This is a genomic window from Herbaspirillum sp. SJZ106 (assembly GCF_006715495.1).
Classification (GTDB): domain Bacteria; phylum Pseudomonadota; class Gammaproteobacteria; order Burkholderiales; family Burkholderiaceae_D; genus Herbaspirillum.
Genome location: NZ_VFNI01000003.1, coordinates 215,242 through 235,239, shown reverse-complemented (window position 1 = coordinate 235,239; position 19,998 = coordinate 215,242). Strand labels below are relative to the sequence as shown.

The following is a 19,998-nucleotide window of genomic DNA, read 5'->3' as shown; positions in this document are numbered from 1 at the left end:
TTTGCAACGCCGCAGATCACCCCAATAGCGCCCGCGCGAGGTTCACGAACGGTAGTCCGCGTTGATCGAGACGTAGTCGTGCGACAGGTCGCAGGTCCAGATCGAAGCCTTGGCATTGCCGCGCGCCAGTTTCACGCGCACCACGATCTCGGCCTTCTTCATCACGCGCTGGCCGTCTTCCTCGCGGTAGTCGGGGTTGCGGCCGCCGTCCCTGGCGACCCAGACGTCGTCCAGCCACAGGTTGATCTTCGACACGTCCAGGTCGTCCACGCCGGCGTAGCCGATGGCGGCCAGGATGCGCCCCAGGTTCGGGTCGGAGGCGAAGAAGGCGGTCTTGACCAGCGGCGAGTGGCCGATCGAGTAGGCGATCTGGCGGCATTCCTCGACGCTCTTGCCGTCTTCCACGGCCACTTCGATGAACTTGGTGGCGCCTTCGCCGTCGCGCACGATCTGGTGCGCCAGGTTCTGCGACAGTTCGGTCACGGCGGCGGCCAGCTGCTTGTATTCGGGGCTGTCGGCGCTGGCGATCTCCAGCTCGCCGGCGCCGGTGGCGATCAGCATGAAGGAGTCGTTGGTCGAGGTGTCGCCATCGATGGTGATGCAGTTGAACGAATGGTCGGCGGCGTCCTTGACCAGTTGGTTCAAGAGCGCCTGCGGCAGCTTCGCGTCGAAGGCCAGGAAGCCCAGCATGGTCGCCATATTGGGCTTGATCATGCCGGCCCCCTTGCTGATGCCGGTCATCACCACTTTCTTGCCGCCGATGGTGACGGTGCGCGACGCCGCCTTGGGCTGGGTGTCGGTGGTCATGATGGATTCGGCGGCATTGAACCAGTTGTCGGCCTTCAGGTTGCCGATGGCCTGCGGCAGGCCGGCAGTGATGCGCTCGACCGGCAGCGGCTCCAGGATTACGCCGGTCGAGAACGGCAGGATCTGCGACGGCGCGCAGCCCAGCAGGCCGGCCAGCGCTTCACAAGTGGCGTTGGCGCGCTTGAGGCCCTCTTCGCCGGTGCCGGCGTTGGCGTTGCCGGTGTTGATCACCAAGGCGCGGATCGGGGCGCCATCCTTGAGCTGTTCCAGGTGGGTCTTGCAGACCTGCACCGGCGCCGCGCAGAAGCGGTTCTTGGTGAACACGCCGGCCACCGTCGCCGTGGGCGCCAGTTTCAGCACCAGCAAGTCCTTGCGGTTGGCCTTGCGCACGCCCGCTTCGGCGTGGCCGAGTTCGATGCCGGCGACGGCTTGCAGGTCGGAAGGGACGGGAATCGGGGAATTGACGGCCATGGCGTGCTTTCAGCAAAAATCAAAGCGCCTATTTTAAACACTTTCACCGGCCGCCCGATGACAGCGGCGTGAAATCAGGCGCCAGCCAACCTGTCCTCGATGATCTCGGCCGTCATGTGCGCCCATTGCGCATACTGGCCCGGGCCGGGATGGAATTTGTCGATCGCCATCTCATGCGGCAAGGCCCATTGCAGCGAACAATAACGCAACATCGGTTCCCGGGCGATCCAGGCCCGCAGCGCATGGTCAAGCGTGCGCGCGTAGCGGCCCAGGTACCAGCGCAGCGGCTGCGGCGCGGCCGGCAGGTTGTGCAGCAGCGGCAAGCCGGTGAACACGATATGCTCGACCCCGGCCTGCGCCATCAGGCGCTCCACCAGCAGCCTGAGGTTGGCGATATAGCGCCGCGGCGGCATCTGCGAAGTGACATCGTTGGTGCCCAGCGCCACCACCAGCACGGCGGCCGGACCGATCTCGTGCTGCGCCAGCAGTTCCAGCGCTTCCAGCGAGTTGATGCCGCTCTTGGCCACCAGTTGCCACTGCACCGTGCGCCCGCTGCGCTGCGCCAGCCGGCGCGCGAGGGGTTGCGCCAGCGCGCGCTCCTGGTGGTCGACGCCAACGCCGGCGGCCGACGAGTCGCCCACCACCAGCAGCCCGATCGGCGCGGCCGGCGCCGCCCGCGGCATGTCGGGCGCTTCCACGCCGGTGCGCGGGCCTTCGGCTTCCGGCAGGCGCAGCGCGGTCTTGCGCAGCCATTTGGCCTGGGCCAGCAGCACCGGCCCGAGCAGGATTTTCGCCAAGGTCAACAAGCGCCGCTCCTCATGGCAGCAGGTTCTTCACCACCGCCAGCCAGGGCCGCTGGGAAATCGGAAGCGCGCGCCCCTGCGCATCCACCGGGATCAGCGATTCGGATACCGAGTTGAACACGTTGCCGCCGATCACCCCGGCCCAGCCTTCATTCGCATGCACTTCCACCACCATGTCGCAATGTCCCGCCAGGCCGGGCTGGATCTCGTCGAGCGTGGCGGCCGCGTTGCTGCCGCGCGGCGCGCAGAGCAAGTCGCCCGGCGCAATGGGCTCGCTGGCGGCCGGGCGCAGCACGAACTGCGGCGACGGCAGCGACTCGCGCTGCCGGAGGAAGCTCAGGTAGTTGAAATGGGTTTCACTGGGGGTGAAATCCTGCGGCGCCACGTTGCTGCTGACCATCAGCCAGGAAATGAAGGCGGCCGACCAGGCTTGCTGGCAATCGGCGCCGGTGAGGTTCTTGCCGACCGCATACCAATATTCGGCGACGCGCTGCACCGCCTCGCCCTCATCTTCCAGCAAACCCAGGCGCGGCGCGCTGAAGGGCTCGTGGCGCATGTCGATCTGCTGGTTGCCGAAGAAGTCCCATTCGGCCCTGGCCGCCGCCACCAGCGCCGCGCGCGTGGGCGGCGCGGTGCTGATGGCCACGGAGGGCACCGCGGTCACCGCAGTCACAACAGGCTCAAGCTGGGCCGGGCGCACCGGTACATCGCCGGAACCGGCGGCGCCCTTCCATTCCGGTATCTGGATGGAGGCGCAGCCGGCCAGCAGCCCGGCGGCAAGGGCCGCCAGGATGACGGACGCTATCGGGGAAAGCTTGGCGGTTGGCATTTTGTTGTTCTCTCATCAACGAGGTCGAAAAAAAACCGTTCACCACATCGATGGTGAACGGCTTCTTTCTTCCGAACAGCTTCTCCGACTGGCGTACCGGATCAGGCCAGCTTGCCGTGGCACTGCTTGTACTTCTTGCCGCTGCCGCAAGGGCAAGGGTCGTTGCGGCCGACCTTGGGCAGGCCCGCCGTATCCGGCGCTTCGCTGGCCGCGGTCGGCGCCAGCAATTCTTCCGGCGCGGCGTTGGCGTCGAAGTCGGCGTGCTGGTAATGCACGTTCTCCAGCGCCACGCCTTCGGCCAGGCTTTCCTCGGCGGCTTCGATCTCTTCGCGGCTCTGGATGCGCACCGTCATCACGACCTTGATCACTTCGTTCTTGATCAGGTCCAGCATCTGGGCGAACAGTTCGAAGGCTTCGCGCTTGTATTCCTGCTTCGGGTTCTTCTGCGCATAGCCGCGCAGGTGGATGCCCTGGCGCAGGTGATCCAGCGCGGCCAGGTGTTCGCGCCAGTGGTTGTCGATGCTCTGCAGCATGACGCTACGCTCGAAACCGGCGAAGGATTCGGTGCCGACCACGGCGACCTTGGCATCGTAGGTTTCGCGGGCGATGGTGAGCACGCGCTCCAGCAGGTCCTCGTCCGACAGGTCGGGTTCGGCTTCCAGGATGGCGTCGAGCGGCACGTCGAGCTGCCATTCGTTCTTCAACACGGCTTGCAGGCCGGGAATGTCCCACTGCTCTTCCATCGACTCGGCCGGCACGTACTCGCGGAACAGGTCGGTGAACACGCCTTCGCGCAGCGAGGCGATCATCTCGGCCATCTCGGCCGACTCCAGCAGTTCGTTGCGCTGCTGGTAGATCACCTTGCGCTGGTCGTTGGCGACGTCGTCGTATTCGAGCAGTTGTTTGCGGATGTCGAAGTTGCGGGCTTCGACCTTGCGCTGGGCCGATTCGATCGAGCGCGTGACGATGCCCGCCTCGATCGGCTCGCCTTCCGGCATCTTCAGGCGCTCCATGATGGCGCGCACGCGGTCGCCGGCGAAGATGCGCAACAGCGCGTCATCCAGGGAAAGGTAGAAGCGCGAGGAGCCCGGGTCGCCCTGACGCGCCGAACGGCCGCGCAACTGGTTGTCGACGCGGCGCGACTCGTGGCGCTCGGTGCCGATGATGTGCAGGCCGCCGGCGTTGACCACGTGGTCGTGCAGCGACTGCCATTCGTCGCTCAGTTGCTTGGCGCGGGCCGCCTTGTCGGCGTCCGACAGAGCTGGGTCGGCTTCGATCAGCTGGATCTGCTTGCCCACATTGCCGCCCAGCACGATGTCGGTGCCGCGGCCGGCCATGTTGGTGGCGATGGTGATCATCTTGGGACGGCCGGCCTGGGCCACGATCTCCGCTTCACGCGCGTGCTGCTTGGCGTTCAACACGTTGTGCGGCAGCTTGGCCTTGTTCAGGATGCCCGACAGCAGTTCGGAATTCTCGATCGAGGTGGTGCCCACCAGCACCGGCTGGCCGCGCTCGTAACAGTCCTGGATATCCTTGAGCATCGCCATGTACTTCTCTTGCGCGGTCTTGTAGACCTGGTCCTGGCGGTCCTTGCGCGCATTCGGGCGGTTGGGCGGGATCACCACGGTTTCCAGCTTGTAGATTTCCTGGAATTCGTAGGCTTCGGTGTCGGCCGTGCCGGTCATGCCGGACAGCTTGGCGTACATGCGGAAGTAGTTCTGGAAGGTGATCGAGGCCAGGGTCTGGTTCTCGTTCTGGATCTTCACGCCTTCCTTGGCTTCCACCGCCTGGTGCAGGCCGTCGGACCAGCGGCGGCCGGTCATCAGGCGGCCGGTGAATTCGTCGACGATGATGACTTCGCCGTTCTGCACCACGTAATGCTGGTCCTTGTGGTACAGCGTATGCGCGCGCAGGGCGGCGTACAGGTGATGGATCAGCGTGATGTTGGCGGCGTCGTACAGCGAGGCGCCTTCCGGCAGCAGGCCCATCTGGGTCAGGATCTCTTCGGCCTTGTCGTGGCCGGCCTCGGTCAGCAGCACCTGGTGGCTCTTCTCGTCCTTGGTGTAGTCGCCCGGGACTTCGATCTTGCCCTTGCCGTCCGGCGTCTCCTCGCCGATCTGCAGCGTCAGGAGCGGCGGCACCGCGTTCATCTTGTGGTACAGCTCGGTATGGTTCTCGGCCTGGCCGGAGATGATCAGCGGAGTGCGCGCCTCGTCGATCAGGATCGAGTCGACTTCATCGACGATGGCGAAATTGAGGCCGCGCTGCACGCGGTCTGCGGCATCGAACACCATGTTGTCGCGCAGGTAATCGAAACCGAATTCGTTGTTGGTGCCGTAGGTGATGTCGGAGGCGTAGGCCTGCTGCTTGATGTCGTGTTCCATCTGCGACAGGTTCACGCCGGTGGTCAGGCCCAGCCAGCCGTACAGGCGGCCCATGTCGTCGGCGTCGCGCTGCGCCAGGTAATCGTTGACGGTCACCACGTGCACGCCGCGGCCGCCCAGCGCATTGAGGTAGGCCGGCAGGGTCGCCATCAGGGTCTTGCCCTCGCCGGTGCGCATTTCGGCGATCTTGCCGAAGTGCAGCGCCATGCCGCCCATCAGTTGGACGTCGAAGTGGCGCATCTTGAGCACGCGGCGGCTGGCCTCGCGGCAGACCGCGAAGGCTTCCGGCAGAATGGCGTCGAGCGTTTCGCCGTTGGCGATGCGCTGCCTGAATTCGGGCGTCTTGGCTTGGAGTTCGGCATCCGTCAGCTTCTCGACCGACGGTTCCAGCGCATTAATCTGGCGGACGATTTTTTGATATTGTTTGAGCAACCGCTGGTTGCGGCTACCGAAAATCTTGGTCAGTAATGACATGCTTGGATTCTATAAAAGCGCCGATGAAAGATCCGGCAGGCAGACGTTTGGCACCCGGCCGAAAGAACGCCCAATAATAAACCGTGGATTTTAGCACGCAGGCCCATGGCGATGGCTTTCCCGGGCCGCCGGCCGGCTGCATCGCCTGTAGATCGGGCCCGATTGCAAAGATTCAATAGAAAAACCCGCCTGTCGGCGGGTTTTGCGGGCATTTTGGCCGCCAATCCGGTCATCGGCAGGCAATCCGGGCCGGTTCAGCGGCCCGCGACGAACACCGGCGCCGGCTTGGGCTGGTTGCCGCCGGTGGCGCCCAGCGCCAGGAACTTGCGCGGGTCCTGGGCGATGCCGCGGATGCGCACCTCGAAATGCAGGTGGGCCCCGGTCGAGCGGCCGGTCGAACCGACGTCGGCCACATGCTGGCCGCGCTTGACGATGTCGCCGACCTTCACGTACAGCTGCGAGGCATGGGCATAGCGCGTGATGATGTTGTTGCCGTGGTCGATCTCCAGCATGTTGCCGAACTGATAATGGTACTCGGAGGCGATCACCACGCCGGCCGCCGCCGCCACGATCCGGGTGCCGACCGGGGCGGGAAAGTCGAGGCCTTCATGGAAAGCGTTATGACCGGTGAAAGGGTCCAGGCGCCAGCCGAAGCTCGACGAGTTGTAGGCCACATTGACCGGCTGGTTGGTCGGCAGCAGGCGCGACTTGATCTTGTCGCTCATCAGCGTCGACTCGACCGCATTGAGATAGTCGGTGCGGTGGCCGGCATCGACCACCAGCGAATCCAGCATCCGGAGCAGCTCATCCATGCCGACGTCGCGGCCCGGGCCGGCGATGCTGGAGACTTCGGCGCCGCCGCGGCCCGGCAATTCCTTGAAGTTGAACTCCTCGGGGCGGATGCCGGCCAGGCCCTGCACCCGCTCGCCCAGCGCGTCCAGGCGCATCATCTGGGCCTGCATCTCGCCGACCTTGACGGCCATCATGGCCAGGTTTTCCTTGAGGTATTTTTCCTTGCGGTCGTCTTCCTGCCGGCTCATCGAGATGGCCAGCTTGTGGAACATGGGCGAGGCATCGGCGTCGGCCGCGTGGCGCAGCAAGAGATAGGAGAGCAGTACCGAGCAAGCTGCGATCGCGCCCATCAGCAGAACCAGCATGATCAGCAGGTGTTTCGATCCCAGCGTAACGGAACGGGCCCGGGTGAAACGGGGGTGCAGCAGGATAATTTGCATCTTTGCTCCTTGGACTCCGGCCGGCTAGCAACCGGATGTGATAAGGTTTAAAGATGAAGTATCCATCCACGTTCACCCCTTATCGGCCAAGCCTCTCGAGCGCCCAACGCATGGCGAAGAGCACGAAAGACGCTTCAGATTTCTTGCGGTCGAATTCGGCGATGGCGGCGCTGTTGCCGGCCCTCTCGCGCATGAGCGCGCTGCAAAAGGCATGCGCCGCTACCCTGCCCACGATGTTTGCCGCGTGCGAGATATTGAATTTCGAAGTAGGCGCGCTGGTGATGAGCGCGCCCAACGCAGCATTGGCGGCCCGGCTCAAACAACAGCTCCCCACGCTGCAAGACCGCTTGCAAAAAGACGGATGGCAGGTTAATTCAATCCGAATCAAAGTGCAAGTTGGCAGGGTCGCCCCGCCGCCCGCTCCCAAGCGGGTACTCGAACTGACTGACGGCGCGCTGTCCTCCTTCGCCGAACTCAGCAATGCGCTGTCCGACGACCCGCGCAGCCAGGGGCTCAAGGACGCCATCGACGCCATGGTACGCCGCCGCAAGGCGCGCGCATAAGAGGAACAAGGAAGGGAAAGCGGGGTTGTTTCCGGTTAGAAAACCCGCCTGGCGCTTTTTCTTGTAAAAAATTTACGCCTTGGGAAAGGCGCCGCGAAACATCCTGCCGTTCCGGGACGCCGGCCCAATCAGTTCAGCGCCCATTCCTGCCGGGCCTGCATCACATAGGTCTGCGGCGCATCGTCGAGCGAATCGAAGGTCACCACTTCATAGGCGTCGGGATGCCTGAGCAGCTCGCGCAGCAACTGGTTGTTCAGGCCATGGCCCGATTTGTGGGCATCGTAGCTGGCCAGGAGCGGATGGCCGATGAGGTAGAGGTCGCCGATGGCGTCCAGGATCTTGTGGCGCACGAATTCGTTGTCATAACGCAAACCGTCGGCGTTGAGGATGCGGTATTCGTCCATCACGATCGCGTTCTCGAACGAGCCGCCGCGCGCCAGGCCCATGCCGCGCAAGGTTTCGACATCCTGCATGAAACCGAAGGTGCGCGCGCGGGCGATTTCCTTCACATAGGAATCGATGCCGAAATCGACTTCGGCCATCTGGCCGGTGCCGTCCACTGCGGGGTGGTTGAACTCGATGAAGAACTTCAGGCGGAAACCGTCGTAGGGCTCAAGGCGCGCCCATTTTTCCTTGTCGCCCGTGCCTTCGCGCACTTCGACAGGTTTCTTCACGCGGATGAATTTCTTGGCCGCACCCTGTTCCTGCAAGCCGGCCTGCTGCAGCAGGAACACGAAGGAAGAGGCCGAACCGTCCATGATCGGGATTTCTTCCGCGGTCAGGTCGATGTAAAGGTTGTCGATGCCCAGGCCGGCGCAGGCCGACAGCAGATGTTCGACGGTGGATACCTTGGCGCCATCCTTGGTCAGGGTCGATGCCATGCGCGTATCGCCCACCCCGGTTGCGCTCATCGGCAGCTCGACCACCGGATCGAGGTCGATGCGGCGGAAGATGATGCCGGTATCCGGCGCGGCCGGACGCAGGGTCAGCTCGACCTTGGTACCCGAGTGGAGCCCGACGCCGACGGTCTGGACCAGATTCTTGATTGTGCGCTGTTTCAACATCCCTGCATTATAGCCAAGGCGACGGGGCCGGGCCTGCAGGATGTTGCAAATCGGGGTCAGCGGGAAGCGACTTGTGGCTCCCGGCAACAAATCCGGCCGTTCCCGCGCAAGCAGGAACGGCCAGTTGCCCTGAAGCTTACAGTTGGCCCAGCAGGGTTTCCGCGTTGGAAACCTCGAACTTGCCCGGCGCTTCCAGGTTCAGTTGCTTGACCACGCCATCCTCGATCAGCATCGAGTAGCGCTGCGAGCGGATGCCCATGCCCTTTTCGGTCAGGTCGAACACCATGCCCAGCGCCTTGGTGAAGATGGCGCTGCCGTCGCCCAGCATGCGCACGATGCCGGTCGCCTTTTGCTCGCGGCCCCAGGCGCCCATGACGAACGGGTCGTTGACCGACAGGCACCAGATTTCGTCGACGCCCTTGGCCTTGAACTGCGCGGCGTGGGCGATGTAGCCCGGCACGTGCTTGGCCGAACAGGTCGGGGTAAAGGCGCCGGGCAGCGCGAACAGCGCGATCTTCTTGCCCTTGACCAGGTCCGACACCTTGAAGGTATTGGGGCCGAGCGAACAGCCTTCGGTTTCGGTCTCGATAAATTCAGCCAGGTTGCCTTCCGGCAGGCGGTCGCCGATCTTGATGGTCATGATGTTTCCTTGTCTGGTTGTGTGTCTGGATGGCCCGCGCGGGCAAAAAAACGCCGCGCTCAAGGCGCGGCGCTAGTATGCCCTATAGAACCTGTTCAAGGTGGCGACGAGCTTGTCCAAATGCCCTTTCAGGCGGCCTGCGGCGTTGCAAGGCCTCGCCGGGCCACCAGCCCGGCTGCGTTTTGCGCCTTGCATGCCATCCTGAAATGACATCTGCCCAACTCTCGCCGTCACCTTGAACAGGTTCTTACCGGCCGGACAACCTGCGATCAGTCCGCCTGCTTGCGCAGGAACGCCGGAATGTCGTAGGTTTCCATGCCGTTCTTCTCCAGCGCGCGCACGGTGTCGGAAGCCGACTCGCGACGCCATACCGCCGGCGCCTTCAGGCCGCCGAACGTCGCCGCAGGTTGCGCGGCGCCTTGCATCATGCCGGTGGCGGCCATCATCGGCTCGTTGTGGGTACCGGTACGCATCACCGGGGTCTGCACCAGCTGCACCGTCTTGCGTGCACGGCCCAGGCCGGTCGCCACCACGGTCACGCGGATCTCGTCGCCCATCATGTCGTCATAGGCGATGCCCTGGGCGATCGATGCGTCGGGAGCGGCGAAAGCGCGCACGGTCGCCATCACTTCCTTGATTTCCTTGCCCTTCAGGCTACGGCTTGCGGTCACGTTGACCAGCACGCCGCGTGCGCCCGACAGGTCGATGCCGTCCAGCAGCGGCGAGGCCACCGCCTGCTCGGCCGCCACGCGCGCACGGTCGACGCCGGCAGCGGTCGCGGTGCCCATCATGGCCTTGCCCTGCTCGCCCATGATGGTCTTGACGTCGTTGAAGTCGACGTTGATGTGGCCCGGCACATTGATGATTTCGGCAATCCCGGCGACCGCGTTGTTCAACACGTCGTCGGCGTGGGACAGCCATTCGATCATGCTGTCGTCCTCGTAGATCTCTTCCAGCTTTTCATTGAGGATGATGATCAGCGAGTCGACGTGCTGGGACAGCTCTTCCAGGCCGGCGTCGGCGATGTCCATGCACTTCTGGCCTTCGTACGAGAACGGCTTGGAGACCACGGCCACCGTCAGCGCGCCCTGCTGCTTGGCCACCTGCGCCACCACGGGAGCGGCGCCGGTGCCGGTGCCGCCACCCATGCCGGCGGCGATGAAGACCATGTGCGCGCCGCGCAGCGCGTCTTCAATGCGCGAACGGGTGTCTTCGGCCAGACGGCGACCGACGTCCGGCTGCATGCCGGCGCCCAGGCCGGTTTCGCCGATCTGGATCACGTTATGCGCCTTGGACTGCTTGAGTGCTTGCGCATCGGTGTTGGCCGCGATGAACTCCACGCCCGACACCCCCTTGTTGATCATATGCTGCACAGCGTTGCCGCCAGCGCCACCGACGCCGACGACCTTGATGATCGTACCGAGCGTCGCATTGTCGACCATATCGATTTCCATGATGACTCCTTAAAATATGTGTATCTGCAGCTGGCAGTTGATAGGCATCACGCGGTGTGACGACTAGCAACTGAAAACTGCGCGTCCGTCCAAAACTCAACATCCAAAAAAAACAAAATCAAAATACCGATGCTGCAATGTTTGTTTCCAACTCCTGCTACTGCGATGAAGACCTAAACTCCCTGAACCGTACTGCCGTTGACTTTGCTGTCAAAACCCATTTGCCGCCCAACCTTTTACATCCTGAATCATCTTGGGAATGCCGCCTCAGAAATTGCCGAGGAACCATTCCTTCATGCGCTGCCAAACCGCCTTCACCGAACCCTCCTGGCGCGTCACGATGTAGCCGCGCAGGTATTGCTTCTTGGCTTCCTGCAGCAGGCCCAGCACGGTCGAGTAGCGCGGGCTGCGCACCACGTCGGCCAGCTGGCCGCTGTATTCCGGCGTGCCCAGGCGCGCCGGCTTGAGGAAGATGTCTTCGGCCAGTTCGGTCATGCCCGGCATCATCGCCGAACCGCCGGTGAGCACGATGCCCGAGGACAGCACTTCCTCGTAGCCGGACTCGCGCACCACCTGGTGCACCAGCGCGAACAGCTCTTCGACGCGCGGCTCGATCACCGCCGCCAGCGCCTGGTGCGACAGCGTGCGCGGATTGCGGTCGCCCAGGCCGGGCACTTCCAGCGTATTGTTCGGATCGACCAGGATCTGCTTGGCCACGCCGTAGCGCAGCTTGATTTCCTCGGCTTCCAGCGTCGGCGTGCGCAGCGCCATCGCGATGTCGTTGGTGATCTGGTCGCCGGCGATCGGAATCACGGCGGTATGGCGGATCGCGCCTTCGGTAAACACCGCCACGTCGGTGGTGCCGCCGCCGATGTCGACCAGCACCACGCCCAGTTCGCGCTCGTCGGTGGTCAGCACGGCGTCGGCCGAGGCCATCGGCTGCAGGATCAGGTCCGACACTTCCAGGCCGCAGCGGCGCACGCACTTGACGATGTTCTGCACCGCCGAGACCGCGCCGGTGACGATGTGCACCTTCACCTCCAGGCGGATGCCGCTCATGCCGATCGGCTCGCGCACGTCTTCCTGGTTGTCGACGATGAACTCCTGCGGCACCGTGTGCAGCAGCTGCTGGTCGGTCGGGATGTTGACGGCCTTGGCGGTTTCGATCACGCGCGAGACGTCGGCCGCCGTCACCTCCTTGTCCTTGATCGCCACCATGCCGCTCGAATTGAAGCTGCGGATATGGCTGCCGGCGATGCCGGTATAAACGTTTCTGATCTTGCAGTCGGCCATTAGTTCGGCCTCTTCGAGCGCGCGCTGGATCGACTCGACCGTGGCTTCGATATTGACGACCACGCCCTTCTTCAGTCCCTTGGATTCGGACTGGCCCAGGCCGATCACCTCATGCCGGCCGTCGGCCAGCACCTCGGCCACCACCGCCACCACTTTCGAGGTGCCGATGTCGAGGCCGACGATCAAGTTCTTTGCGTCTTTTGTCATATCGTTCCGCTTATTTTTTCTTTCCGTTCAATGCCGCCAGCACCGTTCCATCCGCCTTGAGCGCCATCCCGTTGGGATAGCGCATGTCGACGCTTTCGATCTTGCCCTGCAACCTTTCCATCAACTGCGGATACACCGCCACCAGCCGGTCGATGCGCTCCTTCAACACCGCCTCGCCCTGGTCGCGTCCCAGTTCCACCGTCATGCCGTTGTCCATCCGCACCGTCCAGGCATAGCGGTTGGACAGGTGCAATGCCTCCGGTTCCAGCCTGATCGGCGCGAACCACTGGCGGAACTGCGCCAACCGCGCCACCACCTGCTTCTCGCTGCCGTCCGGCCCTTCGAATTCCATCAGGTCGCCGTCATCCTCGGCTTCCGCCAGGTTGGCGGTAAAGACATCGCCCTTCTGCGACAGCAACCTGCCATCTTCGCCCCAGGTACCCAGGACCTTGTGTTCCTCGATCTTCACCACCAGCCGGTCCGGCCATTCGCGCCGGACCATCGCGCGGCGCACCCAGGGCACCGCCTCGAACGCCGCGCGCACCGCCGACAAGTCGGTGGTGAAGAAGTTGCCGTGGATCCGCGGCAGCGCCGTGGCCCGTACCGTCAACGCATTCACCTTCTCCAGCGGCAACTCGCTGGCGCTCTCGATGCGGATGGTGTGCAGCGTAAACATCGGCCGCTGCGCCACCCACCACAGGCCCGACGCCAGCAAGGCCAGCACCACCAGCGCCAGCAGCGCGCTGCTGGCCGCATTGAGCATCTTGACGTCTTGCCACATTGTTCAGCGCTCTCCGATCCGTCCTCAGTGGCCGTCCGCCTGCGGCGTCCAGTCCTTGGAGGGCGTCATGTCGAGCGCCGCCAGCTGCAAGATCTCGCAGCACAAATCCTCATAGCTCAGGCCGACCGCCTTGGCCGCCATCGGCACCAGCGAATGGCCGGTCATGCCGGGTGAAGTATTGATTTCCAGCAGGTACGGCTCGGCCTGGCCGTCCTTTTTGCGCAGCATGAAGTCGACCCGGCTCCAGCCGCGGCAACCCAGCGCATGGAAGGCCTGCACCGCCAGCTCCTGCAGGCGGCGGGTCAGCGCTTCGTCCAGCGGCGCCGGGCACAGATACTTGGTGTCGTCGGTGAAGTATTTGTGCTGGTAGTCGTAATTGCCGTCCGGCGCGCGAATCTCGATCACCGGCAAGGCGCGCGCGTTGCGGCCGGTGCCGATCACCGGCACCGTCAGCTCGCGGCCGCGGATGAACTCCTCGGCCAGCACCACCTCATCGTATCTGGCGCACATCTCGAAACCCGACTGCATGTCGGAATAGCCGTTGACCTTGGCGATGCCGATGGTCGAGCCCTCATGCGGCGCCTTCAGCATCAGCGGCAGACCCAGCTCATCGGGCACGGTGCGCAGCACTTCACGCGGCGTGTCCTTGTCCAGCACAGCGAAGCGCGGCGTCGGCAAGCCATGCCCCAGCCAGATGCGCTTGGTCATCACCTTGTCCATGGCGATCGACGACGCCATCACGCCAGGGCCGGTGTAAGGCAGGCCGATCTGCTCCAGCGCGCCCTGGATCGTGCCGTCCTCGCCATAGCGGCCGTGCAGCGCGATGAAGACGCGGTCGAACTTCTCCGCCTCCAGCGCGCCCAGGCTGCGCTCGGCCGGGTCGAACGGATGGGCGTCCACGCCGCGGCTCAGTAGCGCCTGCAGCACGCCGCTGCCGGACATCTTCGACACTTCACGCTCGGCCGAACGGCCGCCGAACAGTACGCCGACGCGGCCGAAGCCCTTGATGGTGGCCTGGTCGATCATGCGCTTGCCTCGCTCTTTTCAGTTGCCGTTGCCGTCAGGCGGCCAGGTACCGCGGAAATCGAACCGGCGCCCATGGTCATTACCACGTCGCCGTCGCGCACCACATTCCTGATGGTGTCGGGCATGTCGGCGATGTCGTCGACGAATACCGGCTCGACCTTGCCGGCCGCGCGCAAGGCATGCGCCAGCGAACGGCCGTCGGCCGCCACGATGGGCGCTTCGCCGGCCGCGTAGACTTCGGCCAATACCAGCACGTCGGGCTGCGACAGCACCTTGACGAAATCCTCGAACAGGTCGCGCGTACGGGTGTAGCGGTGCGGCTGGAACGCCAGCACCAGCCGGCGGCCGGGATACGCGCCGCGCGCGGCGGCAATCGTGGCGGCGGTCTCGACCGGGTGGTGGCCGTAATCGTCGACCAGGGTGAAATGGCCGGCCGGCTTGCCCTCGGCATCGAACAGCGGCACCTCGCCGTAGCGGGTGAAGCGGCGCCCGACGCCGTTGAATTCGGTCAGCGCCTTTTGCGTGGCGGCGTCGTCCACATCCAGCTCGCGCGCGATGGCGATGGCCGCGCAGGCGTTCTGCACGTTGTGCATGCCGGGCTGGTTCAGGCTCACCTGCATCGGCGCGTAGCCGTCCTGGACCACCGTGAATTCCATGTGACCTTCGACCGCGCGGGCATCGATGGCGCGCACGTCGGCATCTTCATGGAAGCCATAAGTCAGGATCGGCTTGGACACCATCGGCATGATCTCGCGCACGTGCGCATCGTCCAGGCACAGCACGGCGACGCCGTAGAACGGCAGGCGCTGGGTGAACTCGACAAAGGCCTGCTTCAGGCGCGCGAAATCATGGTTGTAGGTCTCCATGTGGTCGGCGTCGATGTTGGTGATCACCTCGATCACCGGCGTCAGGTTCAGGAACGAGGCATCCGACTCGTCGGCCTCGGCCACGATGAATTCGCCGGTGCCCAGCTTGGCGTTGGCGCCGGCCGAGGTCAGCCGGCCGCCGATGACGAAGGTCGGGTCCAGACCGCCCTGCGCCAGCACGCTGGCCACCAGGCTGGTGGTGGTGGTCTTGCCGTGGGTGCCGGCGATGGCGATGCCCTTCTTCAGGCGCATCAGTTCGCCCAGCATCACCGCGCGCGGGACGATGGGGATGTGTTTCTTGCGCGCGGCCAGCACTTCCGGGTTGTCGCCCTTGACGGCGGTGGAGGTGACGATGGCGTCGGCGCCGTCGATGTTGTCGGCCGCGTGGCCATAGCGGATGCTGGCGCCCAGTTGCGCCAGGCGCTGGGTCGCGGCATTGCTGCCCAGATCGGAGCCGGACACGCCGTAGCCAAGGTTGAGCATGACTTCGGCGATGCCGCTCATGCCGGATCCGCCGATGCCTACGAAATGGATATTTTTGACTCTATGTTTCATGTTCTTTACTCGCTGGCGGACCGGCTATGCCCAAAACTAAAAAGCGCCGCGCGGCCGCGCGGCTCAGCACCGATGCCGACAAAGTGAATATTCTTGACGCGATGCTTCATGGTGTTACCAGCCCTTCCAGCACGCGCGCGATCGCCTCGTTGGCGTCGCGCCGGCCTTGTTCGTACGCCGCCTGCGCCATTTCATGGCATGCAGCGCGGTCCAGTTTCTGCAGCAAACCCGCCAGCGCGTCGGCCGTGAGTTCGCGTTGCGGCAGGTGAATCGCCGCGCGGTTCTGCGCCATCCATTTGGCGTTGTCGATCTGGTGCGAGGTGGTCGACACCGCCAGCGGCACCAGCACGCTCGCCACGCCGGCCGCCGTCAGTTCCGACACCGTGATGGCGCCGGCGCGGCAGATCACCAGGTCGGCCTCGGCATAGCGGCGCGGCATGTCGTCGATGAAGTCGACCACTTCGGCCCGCACCCCGGCCTGCTCATACGCGGCACGCAAAGCGGCGATATGCTGCTTGCCCGACTGGTGCGTGACCTGCGGACGCTGCTCCGGCGGCAACTTGGCCAGCGCAGCCGGCACGTTGTCGTTCAACACCTTGGCGCCCAGGCTGCCGCCCACCACCAGGATCTTCAGCGGGCCGCTGTGGCTGGCGTAACGCTCGGCCGGCCGCGGCAGCGCGATGATTTCCTTGCGCACCGGGTTGCCGGTGACCTCGGCCTTGCCGGCGGCGCGGCCGAAGTCGGCCGGGAAGCCAAACAGCACGCGGTCGGCCAGGGGCGTAAGCGTCTTGTTCGACAGCAGCAGCGCCGCATCGGCATTGACCAGCACCAGCGGCTTGCCGCGCAGGCGCGCCATGGCGCCGCCCGGCACCGTCACATAACCGCCCATGCCCAGCACCACGTCCGGACGGCGGCGGCCGAGGATGGCGAAGCAGCTGAAGAAGCTGGCCGCCATGCGCCACGCGCCCTTGACCGTATGCATCAGCCCCTTGCCGCGCAGGCCGGCGAACACGATGGTGTCCATCTCGACGCCGTGGCGCGGCACCAGGTCGCGCTCCATGCCGTGCGAGGTGCCCAGCCAGCTCACCTGCCAGCCGCGCGCGCGCATGGTGTCGGCGATCGCCAGTCCCGGGAAGATATGGCCGCCGGTGCCGGCCGCCATGATCAGCAGTCTGCGGGGTGTGCTCATAAGCGCCCTCCCCGCATCAGCACCCGGTTCTCGTAATCGATGCGCAACAGGATCGCCAGGCCCACGCAGTTCAGCAGCACGCCCGAACCGCCGTAACTCATCAGCGGCAATGTCAGGCCCTTGGTCGGCAACAGGCCCAGGTTCACGCCCATGTTGATGAAAGCCTGCACGCCCAGCCAGATGCCGATGCCCTTGGCCACCAGGCCGGCGAACGTCAGGTCCAGCGCGATGGCCTGGCGGCCGATCTCGAAGGCATGCTTGACCAGCCAGTAGAACAGCAGCACCACCACCAGCACGCCGGCGAAACCGAGTTCCTCGCCGATCACCGCCAGCAGGAAGTCGGTATGCGCTTCCGGCAGGTAATGCAGTTTCTCCACGCTGCTGCCCAGGCCCACGCCAAACAGCTCGCCGCGGCCGAAGGCGATCAGCGAATGCGACAGCTGGTAAGCCTTGCCCAGCGCGTTTTCTTCTTCCCACGGATTGAGGTAGGCGAAGATGCGCTCGCGCCGCCACGGCGAAGTCACGATCACCAGGGTAAACACGCCGCCCAGCATGGCGCTGATGCCGCCGAACCAAACGCCGTTGATGCCGCCCAAAAACAGGATGCCCATGGCGATGCAGACGATCACGCCGAAGGCGCCCAGGTCGGGCTCCAGCAGCAGCAGCAGGCCGACGAAACCGACGGCGGCGGCCATCGGCACGAAACCCTTGACCAGCTTGTGCATCACCGCCTGCTTGCGCACCGTGTAATCGGCCGCATACAGCACGATGAACAACTTCATCAGTTCGGATGGCTGCAAGTTGAACACCTTGAACGACAACCAGCGCTTGGCGCCGTTGACGCCCTTGCCCACGCCCGGAACCAGCACCAGCACCAGCAGGATCAGGGTGCCGGCGAACAGGTACGGCGCCCATTTCTGCCAGGTCTCGATGCGCACGCGGAACGCCAGCGCGCCGGCCACCAGCGAGATCACGATGAAGATCGCCTGGCGCACCAGGAAGTGGTAATTCGAATAGGCGGCGTACTTGGGCGAATCGGGCAGCGCCACCGAGGCCGAATACACCATCACCATGCCGAACAGCATCAGCAGCAGCACTACCCAGATCAGCGGCTGGTCGTACTCCATCATGCGCGAGCGCTGCTCGAAGCCGACACTGCCGCCACGTACGCCGATGCCGCCCGCGCCGCCCTTGAGGCGGCCGGCGGCAGCCGGCGCAGCTTCCTTCACGCTGCCCAGCAATCCACGCAGTGACGACAGTCCGAGCTTCATGCGATCACCTCGCCGCGCGACAGCGCCAGTTCACGCACCGAGTCCACGAAGACTTCGGCCCGGTGCGCGTAGTTGCGGAACATATCCAGGCTGGCGCAGGCCGGCGAGAGCAGGACGATCTCGCCCGCGCGCGCCATATCGCCCGCCTTTTGCACAGCCTCTTCCAGGGTCGCGCAATCGATCAATTCGACGCCGGTGTCGGCCAGCGCCGCGCGCACGGCCGGGCCGTCGCGCCCGATCAGGAACACCGCGCGGCCGTATTTCTCCACCGGCAGCGCCAGCGGCGAGAAATCCTGGCCCTTGCCGTCGCCGCCGGCGATCAGCAGGATGCGGTTGGGGCGGCCGCCCAGGCCCAGCCCGTTCAAGGCCGCCACCGTGGCGCCAACGTTGGTGCCCTTGCTGTCGTCGTAATACTCGACCTCCTGCACCACCGCCACCAGTTCCACCCGATGCGGTTCGCCCGTGTAGTCGCGCAAGCCATGCAACAGCGGAGCCATCGGCAAATCGACGGCGCGGCACAGGGCCAGCGCGGCCAGCGCGTTCATCGCATTGTGCGCGCCGCGGATCTTGAGCGCGTCGGCCGGCATCAGGCGCTTGAGCGTCACCGGCGGCGGCGCCAGTTCCTTTTGCTTGCGGCGGCGCTTGCCTTCCGGCTGCTCGTCGTCCTCATGCACGAAGGCATTGGCCAGCCACAGCATGCCGTTGTCGTTGATCAGCCCGAAGCTGTCCGGCGCGGACGGCTCATCCAGCCCAAATGAAGAAACCGGCGCGCCGGCATCGGCCATCTGCATCACCAGCGCATCGTCGCGGTTGAGCACGCGCACGGTGTGCGCACCGAAGATGCGCGCCTTGTCGGCGGCATAGGCCTGCATGCTGCCGTGCCAGTCGAGATGGTCTTGCGTGAGGTTGAGCACGGTGGCGGCATCGGCCTGCAGGCTGTGCGTGGTATGCAGCTGGAAGCTAGACAGCTCCAGCACCCAGGCCTGCGGCATCGAGCCGCGGTAGGTCGGTTCCGGCGGCGGAGGCGGCGGCACTTCGGCCAGCGCATGCTCTTCGGCCGTGCGCGACACCGCCATGAAATCGTCCAGGTTCATCGCCTCGGCCGCATTGCCGCCGGCATCTGTTTGCCAGCCGGCGTCTGCGGATTGTCCGGCATTGGCGGCTTCCGACGACAGGTGCTCGACGCCCGCGCCGATTTCGGTGGCGGGCGTATCCTGTTCTTCGTGCAGCGCTTGTGCGGCAGCCGGTTCAGGCGCATCCGACTGCCCATCCTGCGGCAGCATGTCCATGTCCATTTGCGCATCGTTGGCGGCCGGCGACGCTGCTTCCGGAGTTGCTTCTGAAGCCGGAGCCGGAGCCGGGGCCGAGCTGGCCGCAGCGTCTTCGATGCGCGCCTCGGCCTGCTTGCGCCGGGCAGCTTCGGCAGCCTCTGCCTCTTCCTGAGCAGCCACCTCGGCCAACTCGGCCTGCCGTGCCGCTTCGGCGGCGGCGATGGCATCCTGCTCAGCCAGTTCGGCCAGGAATACCTTGTCCTTGATCACCGCTTCGCGCAGCACGTCCAGCGCGGCCGGGCTGATATTGCCCGCCACCCGCACCGACAGGCCGGCGCGCTGGCACAGCATGCCGGTCAGGCTGGTCACGGTGGTCTTACCGTTGGTGCCGGTGATGGCCAGCACCTTGGGCTTATACAGTGTTTCTTCGCGCAAGGCGGCCAGCGCCTGGGCGAACAATTCGATCTCGCCCCACAACGGCAGGCCGCGCTCGGCGATGGCCGGCATCAGCGGCGCCAGTTCGCCGTTCGGCGCCAGGCCGGGGCTGACGGCGACGAAATCCACGCCGTCCAGCAGTTCGGGCGACAACGGGCGGCCCAGCACGGCTTGGGCATCGGGCGCGTCGGCGCGCAGGGCGGCCAGGCGTTCGGCCAATGCCGCCTCCCCGCGCGTATCGGCCACGCGCACGCCGGCGCCGCAGTAGACCAGCCACCGCGCCATGGCCAGGCCGGACTCGCCGAGTCCGAGCACCAGTACGTGTTTGCCCGAGTAATTCATCGTTTGCTGCCCACTTCTTTCACTTCGATCTCATCGATCAC

At 65.0% G+C, this 19,998-nt stretch carries 16 protein-coding genes; 1 reads left to right on the top strand and 15 read right to left on the bottom strand.

Annotated features, from left to right (window positions below; translation table 11 throughout):
* Positions 1-42: 42 nt before the first annotated feature.
* The 5 genes from argJ to FB598_RS10850 form a co-directional block, all read right to left on the bottom strand.
* Positions 43-1,278, bottom strand: coding sequence for a bifunctional glutamate N-acetyltransferase/amino-acid acetyltransferase ArgJ (gene argJ / locus FB598_RS10870; RefSeq protein ID WP_141914659.1), 1,236 nt, complete (start codon positions 1,276-1,278; stop codon positions 43-45).
* 74 nt (positions 1,279-1,352) lie between these two features.
* Positions 1,353-2,081: an SGNH/GDSL hydrolase family protein gene (locus FB598_RS10865; RefSeq protein WP_255464007.1), complete on the bottom strand. Its 729-nt coding sequence runs from the start codon at positions 2,079-2,081 to the stop codon at positions 1,353-1,355.
* Positions 2,082-2,094: 13 nt separating this feature from the next.
* Positions 2,095-2,910, bottom strand: a complete 816-nt coding sequence (locus FB598_RS10860) for a DUF2272 domain-containing protein (RefSeq protein ID WP_141914661.1) — start codon at positions 2,908-2,910, stop codon at positions 2,095-2,097.
* Between the two features lie 101 nt (positions 2,911-3,011).
* The gene (gene secA / locus FB598_RS10855) at positions 3,012-5,768 is read right to left on the bottom strand and encodes a preprotein translocase subunit SecA (RefSeq protein WP_141914662.1); all 2,757 of its coding nucleotides are present in this window, start codon (positions 5,766-5,768) and stop codon (positions 3,012-3,014) included.
* Between the two features lie 254 nt (positions 5,769-6,022).
* Complete coding sequence (locus FB598_RS10850) at positions 6,023-7,000, bottom strand: M23 family metallopeptidase (protein WP_141914663.1); 978 nt, start codon at positions 6,998-7,000, stop codon at positions 6,023-6,025.
* Between the two features lie 53 nt (positions 7,001-7,053).
* Between FB598_RS10850 and FB598_RS10845 the strand changes: the two genes are divergently transcribed.
* The gene (locus FB598_RS10845; protein ID WP_141914664.1) at positions 7,054-7,563 is read left to right on the top strand and encodes a DciA family protein; all 510 of its coding nucleotides are present in this window, start codon (positions 7,054-7,056) and stop codon (positions 7,561-7,563) included.
* A 128-nt stretch (positions 7,564-7,691) separates the two neighbouring features.
* Here FB598_RS10845 and lpxC read toward each other — a convergent pair whose 3' ends face one another.
* The 10 genes from lpxC to murD form a co-directional block, all read right to left on the bottom strand.
* Entirely contained in the window at positions 7,692-8,627 is a 936-nt protein-coding gene (gene lpxC / locus FB598_RS10840; RefSeq protein WP_141914665.1) for a UDP-3-O-acyl-N-acetylglucosamine deacetylase, read from the bottom strand.
* 136 nt (positions 8,628-8,763) lie between these two features.
* Entirely contained in the window at positions 8,764-9,267 is a 504-nt protein-coding gene (locus tag FB598_RS10835; protein WP_141914666.1) for a peroxiredoxin, read from the bottom strand.
* 269 nt (positions 9,268-9,536) lie between these two features.
* Positions 9,537-10,721, bottom strand: coding sequence for a cell division protein FtsZ (ftsZ, locus tag FB598_RS10830; RefSeq protein ID WP_141914667.1), 1,185 nt, complete (start codon positions 10,719-10,721; stop codon positions 9,537-9,539).
* A gap of 267 nt (positions 10,722-10,988) precedes the next feature.
* Positions 10,989-12,221: a cell division protein FtsA gene (gene ftsA, locus FB598_RS10825; RefSeq protein ID WP_141914668.1), complete on the bottom strand. Its 1,233-nt coding sequence runs from the start codon at positions 12,219-12,221 to the stop codon at positions 10,989-10,991.
* A 10-nt stretch (positions 12,222-12,231) separates the two neighbouring features.
* Positions 12,232-13,002, bottom strand: a complete 771-nt coding sequence (locus tag FB598_RS10820; RefSeq protein ID WP_141914669.1) for a cell division protein FtsQ/DivIB — start codon at positions 13,000-13,002, stop codon at positions 12,232-12,234.
* 24 nt (positions 13,003-13,026) lie between these two features.
* Complete coding sequence (locus tag FB598_RS10815; RefSeq protein ID WP_141914670.1) at positions 13,027-14,028, bottom strand: D-alanine--D-alanine ligase; 1,002 nt, start codon at positions 14,026-14,028, stop codon at positions 13,027-13,029.
* Entirely contained in the window at positions 14,025-15,449 is a 1,425-nt protein-coding gene (murC, locus tag FB598_RS10810) for a UDP-N-acetylmuramate--L-alanine ligase (protein ID WP_141914671.1), read from the bottom strand. The genes FB598_RS10815 and murC overlap by 4 nt, the downstream gene beginning before the upstream one ends.
* Before the next feature lie 106 nt (positions 15,450-15,555).
* Positions 15,556-16,638, bottom strand: a complete 1,083-nt coding sequence (gene murG, locus FB598_RS10805; protein ID WP_141914672.1) for an undecaprenyldiphospho-muramoylpentapeptide beta-N-acetylglucosaminyltransferase — start codon at positions 16,636-16,638, stop codon at positions 15,556-15,558.
* A complete protein-coding gene (gene ftsW / locus FB598_RS10800) occupies positions 16,635-17,909 on the bottom strand; it encodes a putative lipid II flippase FtsW (RefSeq protein WP_141914673.1) in 1,275 nt (424 codons plus the stop codon). Before ftsW ends, murG begins: the two co-directional genes overlap by 4 nt.
* Positions 17,906-19,957 (bottom strand): UDP-N-acetylmuramoyl-L-alanine--D-glutamate ligase, encoded by a 2,052-nt coding sequence (gene murD / locus FB598_RS10795; protein ID WP_141914674.1) that lies wholly within the window; start codon positions 19,955-19,957, stop codon positions 17,906-17,908. The genes ftsW and murD overlap by 4 nt, the downstream gene beginning before the upstream one ends.
* Between the last annotated feature and the right edge of the window lie 41 nt (positions 19,958-19,998).